Consider the following 16280-nt stretch of genomic DNA (forward strand, 5'->3'; position numbering starts at 1 on the left):
GGCCCGCGTCGAGCCCGACGGGCGGATGCCCCGACAGACGAAGAACCTCGAACCTCACGAGGAGGTCCGAGGTTCTCACGTCGAACTGATGGTCGGGGTGACAGGATTTGAACCTGCGGCCTCGTCGTCCCGAACGACGCGCGCTACCAAGCTGCGCCACACCCCGGCCGTCATCCTCAGCGGGAGGACGACCTCGACGAGTCTACCCCAGTCAGGGTGAGCAGGGTGGCCTCGGGTCGGCACGCGAACCGCACGGGGGCGAAGGGCGACGTGCCGAGGCCGCCGGACACGTGCAGCCAGGAGGGTTCGGAGTCGACCGCCTGGTGCGTGCTGAGACCCTTCACCCGTCTGCGGTCGAGGTCGCAGTTGGTCGCGAGGGCGCCGTAGAACGGGACGCAGAGCTGGCCCCCATGGGTGTGGCCGGCCAGCACGAGCGGGTAGCCCTGGCTCGACGCGCGGTCGAGCACGCGCAGGTACGGCGCGTGCGCCACCGCCACCGCCAGCTCGGCGTCGGGGCCGAGCTCCGCTGCCGGCGGGATCGCGTCGAGGTCGTCGAGCTCGAGGTGCGGGTCGTCCACCCCCGCGAACGCCAACGGACGCCCGCCGACGTCGAGGTGGCCCGTGGTGTTGTTCAGGTCGAGCCAGCCGGACCCGACGAGCCCCGAGCGCAGCTCCTCGAACGGCAGCGTCGGCTCCCGGTTCCACGAACCGCCCGCCTGGGTGCCCGTGCCGCCGACGAGGTAGCGCAGCGGGTTCTTCGGCACCGGCGCGAAGTAGTCGTTCGAGCCGAACACGAACACGCCGGGGCGCTCGAGCAGCTCGCCGTAGGACTCGAGCAGTGGCGGCACCGCGTCGTGGTGGGCCAGGTGGTCGCCGGTGCTGACGACCAGGTCGGGCTCGAGGTCGGCCAGACCGCGCAGCCAGTCGCGCTTGCGTCCCTGGTTCGGGACCAGGTGCGCGTCGGACAGGTGGAGGACCGTCAGCGGGTCGGCGCCCGGCGCCAGCACCGGCACCGACACGTGCCGCAGCGCGAACCAGCGCGCCTCCAGCCAGCCGTACCCCACGCCGGCTGCGCCCGCACCGACCAGCCCCAGCGGTACCGCCACCGTCGCCCTCATGCGACCAGCGTAGGTCGGGGCGGGCAGGCCCGGCGAGTGCGGTGAGAGGATGACGCCATGGCAGCGCTCAAGGACCGACTCCGTACCGACCTCACCGCCGCGATGAAGGCCCGCGACTCCCTACGCGCCGGCACGCTGCGCATGGTGCTCACGGCCGTCACCAACGCCGAGGTGGCGGGGAAGCAGGCGCGCGAGCTGAGCGACGACGACGTCCTCGGTGTGCTCACCACCGAGGCCAAGAAGCGTCGCGAGGCCGCCGAGGCGTTCGACGCCGGCCAGCGTCCGGAGCTGGCGCAGAAGGAGCGCGACGAGGCCGCCGTCCTCGCCGAGTACCTGCCCGAGCAGCTCACCGCCGAGGAGGTCCGCGACCTCGTGACGGCCACCATCGACCAGCTCGGCGTGGCCGGCGACGGCATGAAGGCGATGGGCCGCGTCATGGGCGCGCTGCAGCCGCAGGTCAAGGGTCGCGCCGACGGTGGCGTCGTGGCGGCCGAGGTGAAGAAGGCGCTCGGCGCCTGAGTCCTCATCTGTCGCGCCGGCCGTCCTCAGCGGCTGGGTCTGGTCACCGTCGAAGGGTGCTCGGCGTGGGTGTTCGTCGGGTCGGGCGCGTCGGTGGACCCGACGACCGTGACCAGGGACGGGTGGCCGGAGCTCGTGTTGGTCGGGTCGCTCATGCGAACGTCGGCGCCTCTCGGTAGTGCGGGTAACGGGCCTGGAGGTCGATCGCCAGCTGGATCAGCGAGCTCTCGCTGAACGGTGCACCGACGACCTGGATGCCGACCGGCAGACCGCTGGCGGCGGAGGTCCCGCCCGGCACGGTCACGGTGGGGTACCCGAGGTAGTTGAACATGAAGGTCAGCAGGCGGTTGTTCTGCGGGTTGGTCAGGGGGCTCTGGGTGGCCAGGGCGCCGCGCTCCACCGGGTCCGCCGTCGAGACGAGGAGCGCCACGGCGTCGAGGTCGTGCTCGGCGAGGAAGGTCTTCCAGGTGGCCTGGTACGCGGCGCGATCACGCATGAGCGACAGGTAGTCGGTCGCCCTCATGTCCTGGGCCTGCACCGCGGCGAGGATCTGGGCCGCAGGTCCGCCGTACTCGGCGACCCGGCTGGGGAACCACTGGCTGTGGTAGGTCAGGGTGTCGACGTAGTTGCCCAGCTTGACCTCGAGCGACTCCGAGAACAGCGGGATGGAGACCTCGACGAGCGTGGCGCCGAGCGCGCGGAGCTCGCGGTAGGTGCGAACGAGCACCTGTGCCGGTCCGGCGTCCGGGGTCCCGACGTTGGTGGGGACCCCGATGCGCGTCCCGGCCAACGGCTTGCTCCGACGGCGCGGCAGGGTCGGGTAGCTCGACGACGGACGCCCCGACACCTCGGTCGAGGGGTCCGCGGGATCGGCTCCGGCCATGGCGGACAGCATGATCGAGCAGTCGGCGACGCTGCGGGCCATGGGTCCGCACGTGTCGAGCGACCAGCTCATCGGGATCACGCCGTAGCTGCTGAGCAGACCGAACGTCGGCTTGATCGAGCTGACCCCGCAGAACGCTGCCGGGATCCGCAGCGAGCCCAGGGTGTCCGACCCGAGCGCGGCCGGCGTCATGCGGGCGGCCAGGGCCGCGGCCGAACCTCCCGAGGACCCGCCGGTTGTCCGTGACATGTCCCAGGGGTTGCCGCTCTGCGGCGTGACGCCGAGGATGGCGAACTCGTCGGTGTGCGTGTGCCCCAGCAGGACCATGCCCTGGCGCGCGAGACGTCGCCAGACCGTCGCGTTGCCCGAGGCGATGTTGCCGGCGATCGCGTCCACGCCGGTCGCCTCGTCACCGCCGAGGATCTTCGAGGACGCGGTCACCGGGAGCCCCTTGACGGCGTACAGGTCCTTCAGGCCGATCGGCACACCGGTGAGAGCAGGGAGGGTGCGCCGCTGCCGCCGGGCTCGCGCGAGCCGGGTGTCGGCCGCTGCGGCCGCCTTCCGGGCGAGGTCCGGATAGATCCGGATCCAGGCGTTGACGTCGGACGCGGACCCCGCGAAGGAGATCTCGCCGTTGCGTCGGGCGATCCTGTCCTGGCACGCCTTGACCAGCTCGGTGCTCGACAGCTTCCCCGCCCGCAGCAGCGACGCAGCCTCGAGCAGCCCGAGGTCGGCAGGGCTGCTGTGCCGGGCGTAGATCGGACCCGGAGCCGGCAGGCCAGGGGCGCTGCTGGCGACCGCCTGGGACGCGGCAGGGGAGACGAGACCGGCAGCGCCGGCCGTGGCGCCAGCGGCGAGGAACGTGCGTCGTCTGATCGTGCTCACGCAGGCATTGCACCGGCGGTCACGACTCGAAGCGTGTCCCGGCCGTTGCGGACGTGTGAACTCGCTGGGTGAGGCTCGTCGCACGGCCGTCGGCGCGTGCTCGTCCGGTCAGGCCACCGAGGCCCGACCGGACGAGGCGCTGCGTCTGCTCAGCGACCGGGGCGGTCGCCCCCGTTGCCGCCGCCGCGGGCCTGGTCGCCGCCGCCACGGTTGCCGCCGCGCGGCTGGGCATCGCGGGGCTGGTCGCCACCACGCTGGGCACCGCCCGTCGCGGCCGCCGGCGGGGCGGCTGCGGGCTGGCGCTGCGGCGGGGTGTCGAAGTTCCGCGCCGGCAGGTAGGTCTGGATGACGCCCATGGCGTCCTTCCACATCGGGCCCGACAACGACGAACCGCCGGCCTGCGAGAAGTTGACGGGCACGCCGTTCAGCGTCACGCCCACCAGGCTGGCCGGGTTGTCGGCGCTGTTGACGCCGGAGATCATCGCCGCAGCCGAGAGCGTGGGCGTGTAGCCGACGTACCAGACGGACTGGCTGCTGTTCGTCGTACCGGTCTTGGCGGCCGAGTCGATGTTCAGCGCGGTGCCGTTCTGGAAGCCGAACCCGCCCGGCTGCTGGAGGCCGCGCAGGATGTCGTTGACCTGGGCCGCGACCTCGCGGCTCATGACGCGCTTGCAGCTCTCGGGGTACTTCTTGAGCACCTCGCCGTTCGCGCTGAGGATCTCATCGACGGGGCGCGGCGTGCAGTAGGTGCCACCCGACGCCGCCGTGGCGTAGGCGGCTGCCATCTGCAACGTCGAGACGGGAGAGACCCCCAGCGTGAAGGACGGGAACTGCCAGTCCTTCGCGTTGCTGATCCCCATCGACTCCGCCGTCCTGATCGTGTCGCAGAGTCCGGTGTCCGCCTCGAGCTGGGCGAAGTAGGTGTTGATTGAACGGCGGAGCCCCGTGTACATGTTGAACGTGCCCTGGCCGGTCGAGTTCTTCAGCGAGTACGACCCCGCGTTGAGCCCCTCGCAGGTGAAGTAGCGTCCGGCGGGGACCGTGATCGTCTGCGGCGAGTTGTAGGTCTTCCCGACAGGGATCCCCTTCTTCAGGGCAGCGACGGTCGTGAAGAACTTGAACGTCGAGCCGCCCTGGAACCCGCTGGACTGGCCGAACTCGGTCGGCACCGAAAAGTTCAGGAACGTCTGTCCGCGCTTCTCGTCGCGACCCATGGGTCGCGACTGCGCGACGCCGCGGACGTTGCCCGTGCCGGGCTCGACCAGCGCCATCGAGCCGACCGCGCGGTCACGCGCGCCGACCCGCTTGGTGACGGCCGCGTTGATGGCCTTCTGCATGCGCACGTCGATGGTCGACTTGATGGTCAGGCCGCCCTTCTCGAGCAGGGTGCGGCGCTCGTCGACGGTCTTGCCGAGCGCCTCGTCCTCGAGGAGGTACTGACGGATGTAGTCGCAGGAGAACGCGGCGACGGACTCGACGCAGCCGTTCGGGAAGCGCGTGAGCTTGAGGTCGAGCGGGGAGGCGATCAGCTTGTCGGCCTCGGCCTGGCTGATCTTGCCCTGCGTCGCCATGACCTGGATGACCGTGTTGCGGCGCTGGAGCGCCCGCTCGGGGTAGATGCGCGGGTTGAACTGCTCGGGGTTCTTCACCAGGCCGGCCAGCGTGGCGGCCTGCTTGACCGACAGCTTCTCCGGCGGGACCGAGAAGTAGTGGTAGGCGGCGGCGTTGATGCCGTACGCGCTGTCGCCGAAGTAGGCGATGTTGAGGTAGCGCTCCAGGATGTCCTTCTTGGAGTGCTCCTCCTCGTACTTGATGGCGAGCTTGAGCTCACGCACCTTGCGGGCCGTCGACTTCTCCGTGGCGGCCTTGATCTGCTCGCGCGTGGTGGCCTGCTGCACCAGCGACAGCTTCACCAGCTGCTGCGTGATGGTCGAGCCACCCTGGGTCTGGCCGTCGGAGGCGTTGTTGACGAGGGCGCGCAGCGTGCCCTTGAGGTCGAGTGCCCCGTGCTCGTAGAAGCGGTTGTCCTCGATCGAGACGATCGCCTCCTGCATCGTCTTGGCGATGCTGTCGAGGGGGACGTCCTGGCGGTTCTCCTCGTAGAAGTAGGCCAGGAGGCTGCCGTCGGCCGCGTACAGCCGCGTGGTCTGCGGGTTCGGCGCGTCGTCGAGCTCGAGCGGCAGGTCGACGACGTCGCGCGTGACGTCGTTGGCCGTGGCCGCGAAGAAGGCGGTGCCGGGGATGACCACGGCTGCGGAGAGCACGCCGGCGGCCACGGCCAGCACGATCATCGTGCCGATCAGCGAGGCGCGGCTGGACGTGCGCGGCGGTGTCTGGGCGATCCGCCGGACGTTGTCGGTGAGGTCGTCCCAAGGCATACGCCCCAGGATACGGGCCGATCCTGAGGATCGACGGAGGCGCGGAGCGGTGCCTGCGCCGGTGCGGCATCCCGGGACGGCCCAGGACCATAGTCCCTTCGGGCCATGTGAAGTTGGGCACTGTGGAGTCTGCCGCCGGATCAGCCGGATCCTTAGCGTTCTCTTTGTTAGAGAAACCTTGTCGGCCTCGGGGCCGGCTCTCGGGAGGTTGATCACCATGGGGTGGAACGAGAACTGGGCGGGTCAAGCCGCCTGCCGTGGCAAGTCCGACGCGCTGTTCGTCAAGGGCGCCGAGCAGAACCGCGCCAAGCAGGTCTGCGGATCGTGCAACGTCCGGGCCGAGTGCCTGGCCGAGGCGCTGGACAACCGCATCGAGTGGGGCGTCTGGGGCGGCATGACCGAGCGCGAGCGTCGCGCCCTGCTGCGTCGTCGCCCGAACGTGGCGGCCTGGCGCAGCGTCCTGCAGACCGCCTGACGTCCTCGGCGCCGGACGCGGTCAGCGTCCGGCGATCAGGTCGCCGATGCGGCGCAGTCCGTCGAGGTCGTGGACGTCGGTCGGCAGTGCCGCGACGGGCACGGTCGGCACGGTCGGGTGGCTGCCGGTGAACCGGCGCTGCACCTTCTCCTCGCGCGCGGCGACGCGCTCGCGGTCGGCGTGCACGTCGAGCAGCTCGGCGACCGACTCCTCGTCGGCGGCCCGCAGCCGGGTCGCGCCGCTCTCGGCGTCGGCGGCGGTGAGTCCGCCGGCGGCGCGCTCGTGCACACGGTTGACGACGAGCCCGGCCAGGGGCATGTCCTCCGCGGCGAGCCGCTCGACAAAGTAGGCGGCCTCGCGCATGGCGTCGGCCTCCGGCGCTGCGACCACCAGGAAGGCGGTGCCGTCGGCCTGCAGGAGCGAGTAGGTGGCCTCGGCGCGCTGGCGGAACCCGCCGAAGAGCGTGTCGAAGGCGGCCACGAACGTCTGCACGTCGGACAGCACCTGGGCGCCGAGCACCTTGTTGAGGGCGCTGGTGACGATGCCGAACCCGGCGCTCAGCAGCCGTGCCGGACCCTTCGCGGGCGCGAGCAGCAGCTTGATGAAGCGGCCGTCGAGCAGGCTCGACAGCCGCTCGGGCGCGTCGAGGAAGTCGAGCGCCGACCGCGAGGGCGGTGTGTCGACGACGATCAGGTCCCAGTCGGGGACGTCGGGGTCCTCGCTCGCGGCGGCGTGCAGCTGCCCGAGCTTCTCCATCGCCATGTACTCCTGCGTCCCGGCAAAGGAGCTCGACAGGGCGACGTAGAACGGGTTCTGCAGGATCTGCTGCGCCTTCTCGGGCGTCGCGTGCGCCTCGACGACCTCGTCGAAGGTGCGCTTCATGTCGAGCATCATCGCGTCGAGCGACCCACCGGCCGTCGTGTCGACGTCGGCCACCGGACGCGGCACGTTGTCGAGCTCGGTCAGGCCCATCGACTGCGCGAGACGTCGCGCGGGGTCGATGGTGAGGACGCAGACCCGCCGGCCCTGCTCGGCCGCGCGCAGCGCGAGCGCGGCGGACGTCGTGGTCTTGCCGACACCGCCCGAGCCGCAGCAGACGATGATCTGGGTGCCGCGGTCGGCCAGCAGCGCGTCGACGTCGACCCGTCCGGCCTCCGACCCGGGCAGGCCGCGCGCGGGCGTGCGCGAACGACGGCCGGTGGCGGCGGTGGCGGGACGCTTGCTCATCGCGCGGTCTCCTGGGTCGAGGTGCCGATGGTGTCGCGCAGCACGCGCGCCAGCTCGAACAGCGCCCCCTGGTCGACGCCGTCGCCCAGCAGCGGGAGCTCGACGACCGGACGGCCGCAGTCGCCGATCACCTCGCGCTGCTGCTCCTGCAGCACCTGGCGCTCGACGTGGGCACGGGCCTGGGCGAGCAGGGGGCCGGCAGCGTCGGGGGACAGCGAGACCGACCGCAGCGCCGCGGCCACCGCCGACTCGTCGAGGCTGCCCGCGTCGAGGGCGTCGCGGGTCGGGGCCGTCACGAGCTCGGGTCGCACGAGGTTGAGCAGCACGCGACCGACGGGCAGCTCGGCCGCCTTCAGCTCCGCGATGCCGTCGAGGGTCTCCTGCACGGGCATCTCCTCGAGCACGGTGACCAGGTGCACCTGCGTGCTGGGGGCGCGCATGAGCTGCATGATCGACTCGGCCTGCCGCTTGATCGGGCCGACCTTCGCGAGCCCGGCGACCTCGTGGTTGACGTTGAGGAACCGGGTGATGCGGCCCGTCGGCGGGGCGTCCATGACGATCGCGTCGTAGCGGTCGGCGCCGGTGCGGCGGGCCACCTCGTAGACCTTGCCGGTGAGCAGCACGTCGCGCACGCCCGGGGCGATGGTCGTGGCGAAGTCGATGATGCCGAACTTGTCGAGCGCCTTCCCGGCCCGACCGAGCCGGTAGAACATCTGCAGGTACTCCAGCAGCGCGGCCTCGGGGTCGATGGCCAGCGCGTGCACGGCACCGCCGTCGAGGCCGGTGGCGATGCGGCGCTCCTCGTAGGGCAGCGGCGCGACGTCGAAGAGCTGCGCGATGCCCTGACGACCCTCGACCTCGCACAGCAGCACCCTTCGGCCGCGGGCGGCGAGCGAGGTGGCCAGCGCGGCGGCCACCGTGGTCTTGCCGGTGCCTCCCTTGCCGGTCACGACGTGCAGCGGGGTCCAGAGGGTCACACGTCGAGGGTATCGACGCGTCGCGGAGGTGCGAGCCGAACGACGGTGAGGAGGCCCACGCCCCGCCGGGCGGTCAGCTGGCCCGGCGCCGTGTGGCGGACGAGCCGCGTTCGGGGGGTTGGGTGCGCTGCGCCGCGGGCCGTGGGCGACCTCCCGACGTGCGCGTCGCCGCCGGGCGGGGCCGTGCGGTGGTGCTGCGCTGGGCAGGAGCCGGACGGCGGGCAGGTGCGGTGCGCTTCGTGCTCGTCGACCGCGGTCGGGCGGTCGAGGCGGTCGCCGTGCGGCGCGGCGCCCGGGCCGGAGGCTTCCGGGCGGTGGACCGTCCCGACCGCCCGGTCTGCCTCGAGCGTGCGGGGCGCGGCCGCGCCAGGAACCACCACGACGTCGACCACGACGAGCAGGACGTACGCGGCAGCCGCGACCGCCAGGAACCAGGTGACCGGGTTGCCCAGCAGGAAGTCGCGGGTCGTCCCGGTGGGGGTCAGCGGAGGCAGCTCGGTGCGCTCGTCGCCCGTCATGGAGACGACCTGCAGGAGGAACGGCAGCACCTTCGTCACCCCGACGAGCACGGCCGAGACCACGAGGGCACGACCGATCCGTGTCGGGGGGAAGATCGACATGGGGCGAGCCTTCCACGACCGTGCCCCTCCTGTCCCGCGAACCGCGAGGATGTGACCACCCTCGCCGACACCCGTACGGACCGCCCGCCGCTACAGTCGGTCCATGACGCAGTGGGAGTACCTGACCGCACCGGTGCTGGTGCACGCGACCAAGCAGATCCTCGACAACTTCGGCCGCGACGGCTGGGAGCTCGTGCAGATCGTGCCGGGCATGAACCCCGAGAACCTCGTGGCCTACTTCAAGCGGCCGGTCCAGTCGTGAGCGAGGGCACCGTCGAGCGGCGTCTGGCCGACCTCGGCCTGACGCTGCCCGAGGTGGCGGCACCGCTCGCGTCGTACGTGCCCGCGGTGCGCTCCGGTGCCCACGTGTTCACGGCCGGCCAGCTGCCGTTGTCGTCGGGCGAGCTCGTCGCGACCGGCAAGGTCGGCGGCGAGGTGTCCGCCGAGGAGGCCCAGGCTGCCGCGCGCCAGTGCGCCCTGAACGCGCTCGCGGCGGTCAAGTCCGTCGTCGGCTCGCTCGACGCCGTGCGCCAGGTCGTCAAGGTCACCGTCTTCGTGGCCAGCACCCCCGACTTCACCGGTCAGCCCGTGGTCGCGAACGGGGCCAGCGAGCTGCTCGGCGACGTGTTCGGCGACGCCGGACGGCACGCCCGCAGCGCCGTGGGCGTGCCCGTCCTGCCGATCGACGCACCCGTCGAGGTCGAGCTCGTCGTCGAGGTCGACTGACCGTGCGGGTGCCGATCCCGGACGTGTTCCGCGACCGCGTCGCCACGTGGGACGGCACCCCGGCGCCGACGCGCGCCGCGGCGACCATCGCCCTCGTGCGACCCGGCGTCGGCGGGCCCGAGACCTACCTGCTGCGTCGTCAGCAGACGATGGCGTTCGCGCCCGGCATGTACGTCTTCCCCGGCGGAGGTCTGCAGGAGTCCGACCGCGAGGTGGTCGGCTGGGTCGGCCCGTCGTCGAGCCAGTGGGGCGAGCGGCTCGGCTGCGACCCCGACACCGCGCGCGCCCTCGTCGTCGCGGCGGTGCGGGAGACGTTCGAGGAGTCCGGGATCCTGTTCGCGGGCGCCGACGAGCACTCCGTCGTCGCCGACACCTCCTCGCCCGAGCTTCAGAAGGCCCGGCTCGACCTCGACGCCGGCGAGCTGAGCTTCGGCGACTTCCTGGGCGCGCGCGACCTGGTGCTGCGCTCGGACCTCCTCGGCGCGTGGTCGCACTGGATCACCCCGGCGTTCGAGCCGCGCCGCTACGACACGCGCTTCTTCGTCGCCGCCGTGCCGCGGGGGCAGAGCGTCGGCACGCTGCCCGGCGAGGCGGACCGTGCGACATGGGCGTCGATCGCGTCGGTGCTCGAGGCGGTCAAGGCGGGCGAGGCGGCCATGCTGCCGCCCACCTGGATCACCTGCCGCGAGCTGGCGCAGGCCGACCCGGCCACGCTGGTCGACGACGCGCGGGCCCGGGAGGTCCGCCCGATCGAGCCCCGGCTGGTCAAGGTCGACGGCGAGTGGTTCCTGGACAACCCGATCGAGGAGGAGACCCATGGCTGAGCCGGTCGAGGTCACCGAGCGCGCCAGCGTGGTGCGCGCGGACAACCCGGGCATCATGACGCTCGAGGGGACCAACACGTGGATCCTGCGTGAGCCCGGTGCGCGTCGGTCGGTCGTGGTCGACCCCGGCCCCGACGATCCCGCCCACCTCGACGCGGTGCTGGCGGCGGCGGGCGACGTCGGGCTGGTGCTGTACACGCACCACCCACGGCGACCACACCGACGCCTTCGACACGATGCGCGAGCGCACGGGTGCCCCGGCCCGGGCGGTGACCGACCGGTTCTGCGCCGACGCGATGCCGCTGACCGACGGCGAGGAGCTCGAGGTCGACGGGCTGCGGCTCGTGGTGCTGCTGACGCCGGGCCACACGCGCGACTCGGCCTGCCTGCGCCTGGCCGACGAGGCCACCGTGCTCACCGGCGACACCGTGCTCGGTCGCGGCACGACGGTGGTGGCGCACCCCGACGGGCAGCTGGGCCCCTACCTCGACTCCCTGGCGCAGCTGCGCCAGCTCGTGGAGGAGGGCTGCGCCGACCGCATCCTCCCCGGCCACGGTCCCGTCGTCGACGACCCGGGCGCGGTGCTCGACCACTACCTCGACCACCGCGAGGAGCGTCTCGACCAGGTGCGAGCCGCGGTCGCGGCGGGCCACGACACCCCCCGCGCCGTCGTCGAGCACGTCTACGCCGACGTCGACCCGATCCTCTGGGACGCCGCCGAGCTCAGCGTCCGCGCCCAGCTCGAGTACCTGCAGCAGTCCTAGTCCCTACGTCTCGGACACTTCCGGGGCGGTTGAGGCGCCTTCGGTGCCCCGGAACTGTCCGAAAATCCGTGGGTGGAGCGGCACGTCGGATGCGAGGGTGAGGTCGTGGACGAACCGATGGAGATCCGCGTCATGTGGGACTACGGCGCGGGCGAGTGCCTCTGGGGCGACGAGGGCGGGACCGACGGCGAGGAGTTCGGCCTGAGCGACGGCCTGCGCCGCGACCTCCAGGCCTTCGGGGACCGGTGCGAGGCCAACGTCCCGCCCCAGGTGTACGACGACCGCTGGGACGGCGTCTTCCTCATGCAGAGGTGGGTGCGCTGGAAGTACGCCATCTCCGACCTGCGGACTGGGGCCGCCCGGCAGCGACGGCGCGAGTTCGAGGAGCTCCGCCTGGTAGGCGAGGACCTCGCCCGACGCGTGCAGGACGAGGTCGGCCCGAGCGTACGTCGTCCGGTACCAGCACTGACCGGCAGGACCCGACCGCCCGGAGGAGGGGTGGGCGGTAGGTGAGCCACGGCTCGTGGACGCGAACGGTAGGAGGGCGGCGGATCAGGAGCGGAACGACGCAGGTCACCTACCAACCGCACCGTCGAACCGCGCGGTTCCGCAGGTCACCTACCGCCTCGACGCCCCGACACGTCGTCGTGCCGCCCACGTACGCCGACGGGGCGCCTCCCGGGTGGGAGGCGCCCCGTCGGGGGGTGGTGCGGGTCAGCGGCGCGACTTCGCGGCGCGGGCGCGCTCGGAGACGTTGAGGATGACCTTGCGGATGCGCACGTGCGAGGGGGTCACCTCGACGCACTCGTCCTCGCGGCAGAACTCCAGGCACTGCTCGAGCGACAGCTTCTTCGGGGGGATGACCTTCTCGAAGTTGTCCGACGTCGCCGAGCGGATGTTGGTCTGCTTCTTCTCCTTGGTGATGTTGACGTCCATGTCGTCGTCACGGGAGTTCTCGCCGACGATCATGCCCTCGTAGACCTCGGTCGCAGGCTCGACGAACAGCACGCCGCGCTCCTGCAGGTTGGTCATCGCGAACGACGTGACCGCGCCGGCGCGGTCGGCGACCAGCGAGCCCGACGGGCGGGTCGAGATGTCGCCGAACCACGGCTCGTAGCCCTCGGAGATGTGGTGGGCGATGCCCGTGCCGCGGGTGTCGGTGAGGAACTCGGTGCGGAAGCCGATGAGGCCGCGCGCCGGCACCAGGAACTCCATGCGGACCCAGCCGGTGCCGTGGTTGATCATCTGCTCCATGCGACCCTTGCGGACCGCGAGCAGCTGCGTGATCGTGCCGAGGTACTCCTCGGGCGCGTCGATGGTGAGGCGCTCGACCGGCTCGTGCAGCTTGCCGTCGATCTCCTTCGTGACCACCTGCGGCTTGCCGACCGTGAGCTCGTAGCCCTCGCGACGCATCTGCTCGACGAGGATCGCCAGGGCCAGCTCACCGCGACCCTGGACCTCCCAGGCGTCGGGACGGTCGGTCGGGAGCACCCGGATCGAGACGTTGCCGATGAGCTCGGAGTCGAGACGGTCCTTGACGAGGCGGGCGGTGACCTTCGTGCCCTTCTCGCGGCCGGCGAGCGGCGACGTGTTCGTGCCGATCGTCATCGAGATGGCCGGCTCGTCGACGTGGATGAGCGGCAGCGCGACCGGGTTCTCCGGGTCGGCCAGCGTCTCGCCGATGTTGATGTCGGCGATGCCCGCGATGGCGACGATGTCGCCGGGGCCGGCCGACTCGCCGGGCTTGCGCTCGAGCGCCTCCGTGACGAGCAGCTCGGTGATCTTGACCCGCTCGGTCGAGCCGTCACGCTTCATCCACGCGACCTGCTGACCCTTCTTCAGAGTGCCCTCCTTGACGCGGACGAGCGCCAGGCGACCGAGGAACGGCGAGGAGTCGAGGTTCGTGACGTGCGCCTGCAGCGGCGCGCCCTCGGTGTACTCGGGGGCGGGCACGGCGTCGAGGATCGTCTGGAACAGCGGGACCAGGTTGTCGTTGTCGGGCAGGCCGCCGTCGGCGGGCTGCTCGAGGGACGCGCGGCCGGCCTTCGCCGACGCGTACACGACGGGGAAGTCGAGGGCGTCGTCGCCGGCGTCGTCGGGCAGGAGGTCGAGGAACAGGTCGTAGGTCTCGTCGACGACCTCGGCGATGCGCGAGTCGGGACGGTCGACCTTGTTGACGACCAGGATGACCGGCATCTTCGCGGCGAGCGCCTTGCGGAGCACGAAGCGTGTCTGCGGGAGCGGGCCCTCGGACGCGTCGACGAGGAGCACGACGGCGTCGACCATGGACAGGCCGCGCTCGACCTCGCCACCGAAGTCGGCGTGGCCGGGGGTGTCGATGATGTTGATGACGACACCGCCCTCGGGGGCGCCGGGGCCCTCGTAGCGGACGGCGGTGTTCTTCGCGAGGATGGTGATGCCCTTCTCGCGCTCGAGGTCGCCGGAGTCCATGACTCGGTCGGTGACCTCCTGGTGCTCGGCGTAGGCGCCCTGCTGCTGGAGCATGGCGTCGACGAGCGTGGTCTTGCCGTGGTCGACGTGGGCGACGATCGCGACGTTGCGCAGATCGTGACGGCGGGTGGACATGCGGAACTTCCTCGCGCTGGATGATCAGGAGCGCTCGGACCGAGCGCGACGGGCCTGGCACGGAGTGCGGCCTCGAGAAGTCTAGTCGTGCCGTGGCCGTGCTCCTGCCACCTGGACGGTCCGCAGCCTCGAAAATAGATGCAGGTCACAATCATCGCGTTGCTGCAATGGTTGCGTGTGCGTTAGCATCGACCGGTGACCACCGACCGGAACGACGTGTACGAGCGCCTCGAGCTGTTCGTCCAGCGCCTCATGAGCTGCGTGCACGCGGAGGGGCTCGATCAGCTGGTCGAGCTCGACCTCTCCATGTCGCAGGCGCGCGCGATGTTCACCGTCGCGCTCGCCGACCGTCCCCTCGCGATCAACGAGATCGCGACGTCCATCGGCCTGTCGGTCGCGGCCGCGGGCCGCACCGTCGACCAGCTGGTGAGGCTCGGCTGCCTGGAGCGGCACGAGAGCCCCGACGACCGTCGCGTCAAGCTCGTCGCCCTGACGAAGCGCGGCTTCGACGCCGTCGACCAGCAGATGGAGCACAAGCGGCGCGCCCTACGGGTCGTCGCCGAGCAGCTCCAGCCCGACCACGCCGAGGACCTGCACCGGGTCCTCGGCCAGATCCTCGAGAGCGACGCTCTGCGAGTACCGGAGAAGGAAGACCATGTCTGACCAGACCACCGTCGATGCCTCGACGTCCGTACCGGACGACGACCGCATCACGCCCGAGATCCTGAAGGTCGCCGGTGTCGTCGTGCTCGGCGCCATCATGTCGATCCTCGACATCACCGTCGTCAACGTCGCGCTGCCGACGTTCCAGAAGGCCTTCGACGTCACCGAGCTGTCCACGGTCGCGTGGTCGGTCACCGGCTACACGCTCGCGCTCGCGGCCGTCATCCCGCTGACCGGCTGGGCCGCCGACCGCTTCGGCACCAAGCGGCTCTACATGACCGCGATCGCGCTGTTCACGATCGGCTCGGTCCTCTGCGCCTCCGCCTGGAGCATCGAGTCGCTCGTCGCGTTCCGCGTGCTGCAAGGCCTCGGCGGCGGCATGCTGATGCCGCTCGGCATGACGATCATGACCCGGGCTGCGGGCCCGCACCGCATGGGACGCCTCATGGCGATCCTCGGCATCCCGATGCTGCTCGGCCCGATCATGGGCCCGATCCTCGGCGGCTGGCTCATCGAGATCGCCTCGTGGCACTGGATCTTCCTCATCAACCTGCCGCTCGGCATCGCCGCGTTCGTCTACGCGCTGGTGATCCTGCCGAAGGACCACGCCGAGCCCAGCGAGTCCTTCGACGTCGTCGGCATGCTGCTGATGTCGCCCGGCCTCGCGCTCTTCCTGTTCGGTGTCTCCTCCATCCCGGAGACCGGCACCGTCGAGTCGACCCGCGTGCTGCTGCCCTCGATCGTGGGCGCGCTGCTCATCGTCGGCTTCGTGTTCTGGGCCTTCAAGCCCAAGCACCCGCTGCTCGACCTGCGCCTGTTCAAGGACCGCAACCTCGCCGTCGCGACCATCACGATGTTCCTGTTCGTCGGCGCGTTCTTCGGCGCCCTGCTGCTCGTCCCCACCTACTTCCAGCAGGTGCGTGGCGAGAGCGTCCTGAAGGCCGGCCTGCTCGTCGCCCCGCAGGGCATCGGCGCCATGCTGACCATGCCGATCGCCGGCACGCTCGTCGACCGCATGCCGGTCGGTCGCATCGTCCCGTTCGGCTTCGTCGGCATCATCGTCGGCGTCACCGGCCTGGCGTTCAGCACCGACCCGAGCACGCCGGTCTGGCACATCATGGCCTGGCTGTTCATCATGGGCCTCGGCATGGGCGGCACGATGATGCCGATCTTCACGTCGGCGCTGAAGACGCTCAAGGCCCACGACGTGGCCCGCGGCTCGACGCTGATCAACGTGGTGCAGCAGGTGGCCAGCTCCATCGGTGTCGCGATCATGACGGTGCTGCTCACCAACGGCATCAAGAACTCGGCCGCCGCCAGCGCCGCCCAGGAGATCGGGACGGCCCAGGCCGCCGGTCAGCAGCCGCCGGCCGACGCCGCCGAGACCGCGCAGCGCCTCGGTGACAGCTTCCTGCCGACGGTCCTGCAGGACACGGCCGACGCCTTCCACCACACCTACCTGGTGGCGCTCGCGCTGATCGTCGTCGCCCTCGTGCCCGTGGCGTTCATGCCCCGCAAGCGCGAGGCGTCGCACCTGCTCGACGACGAGGGCCGTCCGCCCGTCGTCGTGCACTGAGCACCACGTCTGACGTCTGACGTACGAGGGCCCCGCACCGCTCGGTGCGGGGCCCTCGT

17 protein-coding genes and 1 tRNA gene are annotated in these 16280 nt (G+C 71.3%); 9 read left to right on the forward strand and 9 right to left on the reverse strand.

The annotated features are described in order from the left end of the window. Positions 1-89: 89 nt before the first annotated feature. A tRNA-Pro gene (locus tag QE370_RS06965) sits at positions 90-166 on the reverse strand. A gap of 10 nt (positions 167-176) precedes the next feature. Next, positions 177-1118, reverse strand: a complete 942-nt coding sequence (locus tag QE370_RS06970) for a metallophosphoesterase (protein WP_253026939.1) — start codon at positions 1116-1118, stop codon at positions 177-179. A 57-nt stretch (positions 1119-1175) separates the two neighbouring features. Here QE370_RS06970 and QE370_RS06975 point away from each other — a divergent pair, with 57 nt between their 5' ends. After that, positions 1176-1637, forward strand: a complete 462-nt coding sequence (locus QE370_RS06975) for a GatB/YqeY domain-containing protein (RefSeq protein WP_309633903.1) — start codon at positions 1176-1178, stop codon at positions 1635-1637. Positions 1638-1663: 26 nt separating this feature from the next. Here QE370_RS06975 and QE370_RS06980 read toward each other — a convergent pair whose 3' ends face one another. From QE370_RS06980 to QE370_RS06990, 3 genes are all read right to left on the reverse strand, one after another. Then, a complete protein-coding gene (locus QE370_RS06980; protein WP_309633904.1) occupies positions 1664-1792 on the reverse strand; it encodes a hypothetical protein in 129 nt (42 codons plus the stop codon). Further along, a complete protein-coding gene (locus QE370_RS06985) occupies positions 1789-3405 on the reverse strand; it encodes an amidase (protein ID WP_309633905.1) in 1617 nt (538 codons plus the stop codon). The genes QE370_RS06980 and QE370_RS06985 overlap by 4 nt, the downstream gene beginning before the upstream one ends. 149 nt (positions 3406-3554) lie before the next feature. Beyond that, positions 3555-5783, reverse strand: a complete 2229-nt coding sequence (locus QE370_RS06990; RefSeq protein ID WP_309633906.1) for a transglycosylase domain-containing protein — start codon at positions 5781-5783, stop codon at positions 3555-3557. Between the two features lie 217 nt (positions 5784-6000). On the opposite strand from QE370_RS06990, the gene QE370_RS06995 reads away from it, so the two are divergent. Beyond that, entirely contained in the window at positions 6001-6258 is a 258-nt protein-coding gene (locus QE370_RS06995; RefSeq protein ID WP_067853809.1) for a WhiB family transcriptional regulator, read from the forward strand. Between the two features lie 21 nt (positions 6259-6279). On the opposite strand, the gene QE370_RS07000 is transcribed toward QE370_RS06995, so the two are convergent. Genes QE370_RS07000 through QE370_RS07010 form a run of 3 tightly spaced genes read right to left on the reverse strand, consistent with a single transcriptional unit; the run spans position 6280 to position 9082 of the window. Continuing rightward, complete coding sequence (locus QE370_RS07000) at positions 6280-7485, reverse strand: ArsA family ATPase (protein ID WP_253027236.1); 1206 nt, start codon at positions 7483-7485, stop codon at positions 6280-6282. Then, positions 7482-8462 carry an ArsA-related P-loop ATPase gene (locus QE370_RS07005; RefSeq protein ID WP_309633907.1) on the reverse strand — a complete coding sequence of 327 codons (981 nt, stop codon included), beginning with the start codon at positions 8460-8462 and terminating at the stop codon, positions 7482-7484. Before QE370_RS07005 ends, QE370_RS07000 begins: the two co-directional genes overlap by 4 nt. Beyond that, positions 8459-9082, reverse strand: coding sequence for a hypothetical protein (locus QE370_RS07010; protein ID WP_309633908.1), 624 nt, complete (start codon positions 9080-9082; stop codon positions 8459-8461). The genes QE370_RS07005 and QE370_RS07010 overlap by 4 nt, the downstream gene beginning before the upstream one ends. A 103-nt stretch (positions 9083-9185) precedes the next feature. Here QE370_RS07010 and QE370_RS07015 point away from each other — a divergent pair, with 103 nt between their 5' ends. The 5 genes from QE370_RS07015 (at position 9186) to QE370_RS07035 (ending at position 11909) form a co-directional block, all read left to right on the forward strand. After that, a complete protein-coding gene (locus QE370_RS07015; protein WP_144433633.1) occupies positions 9186-9344 on the forward strand; it encodes a DUF4177 domain-containing protein in 159 nt (52 codons plus the stop codon). Then, positions 9341-9808: a RidA family protein gene (locus QE370_RS07020; protein WP_309633909.1), complete on the forward strand. Its 468-nt coding sequence runs from the start codon at positions 9341-9343 to the stop codon at positions 9806-9808. The genes QE370_RS07015 and QE370_RS07020 overlap by 4 nt, the downstream gene beginning before the upstream one ends. 8 nt (positions 9809-9816) lie before the next feature. Next, on the forward strand, positions 9817-10632 hold the full coding sequence (locus tag QE370_RS07025; protein ID WP_286690171.1) for an NUDIX hydrolase: 816 nt from the start codon (positions 9817-9819) through the stop codon (positions 10630-10632). A gap of 89 nt (positions 10633-10721) precedes the next feature. Continuing rightward, a complete protein-coding gene (locus QE370_RS07030; RefSeq protein ID WP_309633910.1) occupies positions 10722-11396 on the forward strand; it encodes an MBL fold metallo-hydrolase in 675 nt (224 codons plus the stop codon). A 105-nt stretch (positions 11397-11501) separates the two neighbouring features. Beyond that, positions 11502-11909: a hypothetical protein gene (locus QE370_RS07035; protein WP_309633911.1), complete on the forward strand. Its 408-nt coding sequence runs from the start codon at positions 11502-11504 to the stop codon at positions 11907-11909. A 201-nt stretch (positions 11910-12110) separates the two neighbouring features. Here the strand turns inward: QE370_RS07035 and typA are convergent, their stop codons facing one another. Beyond that, positions 12111-13982, reverse strand: a complete 1872-nt coding sequence (typA, locus tag QE370_RS07040) for a translational GTPase TypA (protein WP_309633912.1) — start codon at positions 13980-13982, stop codon at positions 12111-12113. A gap of 195 nt (positions 13983-14177) precedes the next feature. On the opposite strand from typA, the gene QE370_RS07045 reads away from it, so the two are divergent. Then, the gene (locus QE370_RS07045; RefSeq protein ID WP_253023892.1) at positions 14178-14645 is read left to right on the forward strand and encodes a MarR family winged helix-turn-helix transcriptional regulator; all 468 of its coding nucleotides are present in this window, start codon (positions 14178-14180) and stop codon (positions 14643-14645) included. Further along, entirely contained in the window at positions 14638-16221 is a 1584-nt protein-coding gene (locus QE370_RS07050; RefSeq protein WP_253023890.1) for a DHA2 family efflux MFS transporter permease subunit, read from the forward strand. Before QE370_RS07045 ends, QE370_RS07050 begins: the two co-directional genes overlap by 8 nt. Positions 16222-16280 lie beyond the last annotated feature (59 nt).

It is taken from the genome of Aeromicrobium sp. SORGH_AS_0981 (assembly GCF_031453195.1).
In the GTDB taxonomy this organism is placed as follows: Bacteria; Actinomycetota; Actinomycetes; order Propionibacteriales; family Nocardioidaceae; genus Aeromicrobium.